The sequence below is a fragment of the Pseudomonas sp. FSL R10-2189 genome (assembly GCF_009600325.1).
In the GTDB taxonomy this organism is placed as follows: domain Bacteria; phylum Pseudomonadota; class Gammaproteobacteria; order Pseudomonadales; family Pseudomonadaceae; genus Aquipseudomonas; species Aquipseudomonas helleri.
In genome coordinates, this window is sequence record NZ_WIVZ01000092.1 from 1 (window position 1) to 1,692 (window position 1,692).

General features: G+C 49.9%; 2 protein-coding genes and 1 pseudogene. 2 read left to right on the plus strand and 1 reads right to left on the minus strand.

What is annotated here, in order from left to right; genetic code table 11:
* Window positions 1-158: 158 nt before the first annotated feature.
* A pseudogene (locus tag GHO32_RS27330) lies at window positions 159-302 on the plus strand (hypothetical protein); the annotation flags it as partial.
* Between the two features lie 24 nt (window positions 303-326).
* A complete protein-coding gene (locus tag GHO32_RS25980) occupies window positions 327-1,319 on the plus strand; it encodes a TnsD family Tn7-like transposition protein (RefSeq protein ID WP_178113949.1) in 993 nt (330 codons plus the stop codon).
* On the opposite strand, the gene GHO32_RS26700 is transcribed toward GHO32_RS25980, so the two are convergent.
* On the minus strand, window positions 1,291-1,692 hold a 402-nt coding region (locus tag GHO32_RS26700; protein ID WP_218581167.1), incomplete at its 5' end, for a hypothetical protein. The genes GHO32_RS25980 and GHO32_RS26700 overlap by 29 nt on opposite strands.

A 1,692-nucleotide genomic window follows, 5' to 3' on the forward strand; every position in this document is an offset into this window, starting at 1 on the left:
TGGTGTCCACTTAAAATCAGGTGGACACCATCGCCTTAGGCGACGCTCTCAGGTAGGTGTGTTGCCCGGACGGTTACCTTTATTTGCCGTTTTTGAATGAACAGAAGGGCCGCGATGCCGTTGTTCTAATGGGAGGTAATCGGGGTACAGGACTCAAGATGGCCTTGGGCATAACAGCGTCGCGTTTCCTCCAACACGCCTCGTTTAGATATTGCGAGAGCTGCGTCGGACAGGACATGCTGGAGTGCGGCTTAGCCTACTGGCATCGTATTCATCAAGCTTCGGGCATTTGCGTCTGTCCGCGCCACAGCGAAGTGCTACAGGCGATGAGATTTCCCAAAGGGGCAGATTGGCGTTGCATGTTGCTACCGGGCGAATCAGGTGGAACGCCGGTTATGGACTGTGGAGAACACAGCGCGGCCATTGCGATTGCCCGTATGCAGCTATGGGGGCTCGACCACCCCGATGAGATCAAAGCGATCCAGGCTGGAAATTTTTTCAGGACCCGTTTGGACGAGATGAGTTTTATTAGGTCTGGTCGAATTAGAGAGGGAATGCTGAGAGAGTTCTTAACCAGGCGACTTCGGTGCAGTCCTAGCGCTGCCGAGTTTGAAGAAATGGTTCGGTCCTGTGACTGGGTTTTGCAGATCATACGGCGACGAGAGCGAATCGTGCAGCCCTTCAAGTTCTATTTCCTCTGCTGGCTCCTCGATCTGGAGCTGGAACACCTCAAGACCTACTGTCCAGAGGCCGATATATCCGCTGGTGTTATGGTCTGTCGTGATAGGCCGAATAACCTTACTGATGACAATGACCTCCAAGCCCGCCGGTTAGCCTTTGCAAACAGTGCTAACCCCAAATGTCATGACAAGCCGGGCTATCAGTGGTTGTACCGCCACGACAGGGAATGGTTGGTCAACTATGTTGCTGCAAACCCCTACCTCAGAGATCGAAAGATTCGAATCGACTGGCAATCCAGGGACTTCACCCTTGCGTCAGAGCTCGCTAAAGCTAGGGCGATCTTACTTTCTGTACACGGAAAGCCTCAGCAGGTCACCCGCGCTGCTCTATGCAGGCTTGTGGTAAACGCCCACGCTTTCCTTAAAATGCCGGAACATTTTCCGAGGAGCATAAGGTTGATGGCGGATTTGCTTGAGTCTACTCATGACCACCAGCTGCGTAAAATCCGGTGGGCAATCCGAGAATACTCTCTGACTGAACACTGTGCCATGAGTGTTCTCTACCGTTATGCCGGAATACGGATATCTCGCGTATCCGAAGATGAAATCCTCATGCAGATACGTGACGATATGGACTAGTTCTATTGGCTTCGTGCAAGAGTTTATTGAATATGGATTTTTTCTTCTCTCGCAGGAGGTCTTGCTCATCTTGGTTCGCTAGCAAATTTAAATAATTCTCAGCGGTGTGACATCCTAAAAATACATACATAGGAAATTTGTCACTGGTGGAGATACTGCTCGTGGTAAGTCTCGACGTAATCCCCATTTCTTTGTAAATCAGTTTGGAAATATCCAGCTCGGTGCGTTCGAATTCTCTAGTGCGATTAATCATGAGGCTTGCATATGCGATAAAGTCTGCCGTTCCATCATGTATCAGGCTCTTCGCATTTAAGGGTGTAGAAAAAATCTGACCGGCTGGAAAAGGAGTCGAGGATCTTAGAAAATGTAAGCT

Bases quoted from the DNA above. Each gene is read 5' to 3' on its own strand.
- GHO32_RS25980 (WP_178113949.1), top strand. From the start codon at position 327: ATGAGATTTCCCAAAGGGGCAGATTGGCGTTGCATGTTGCTACCGGGC.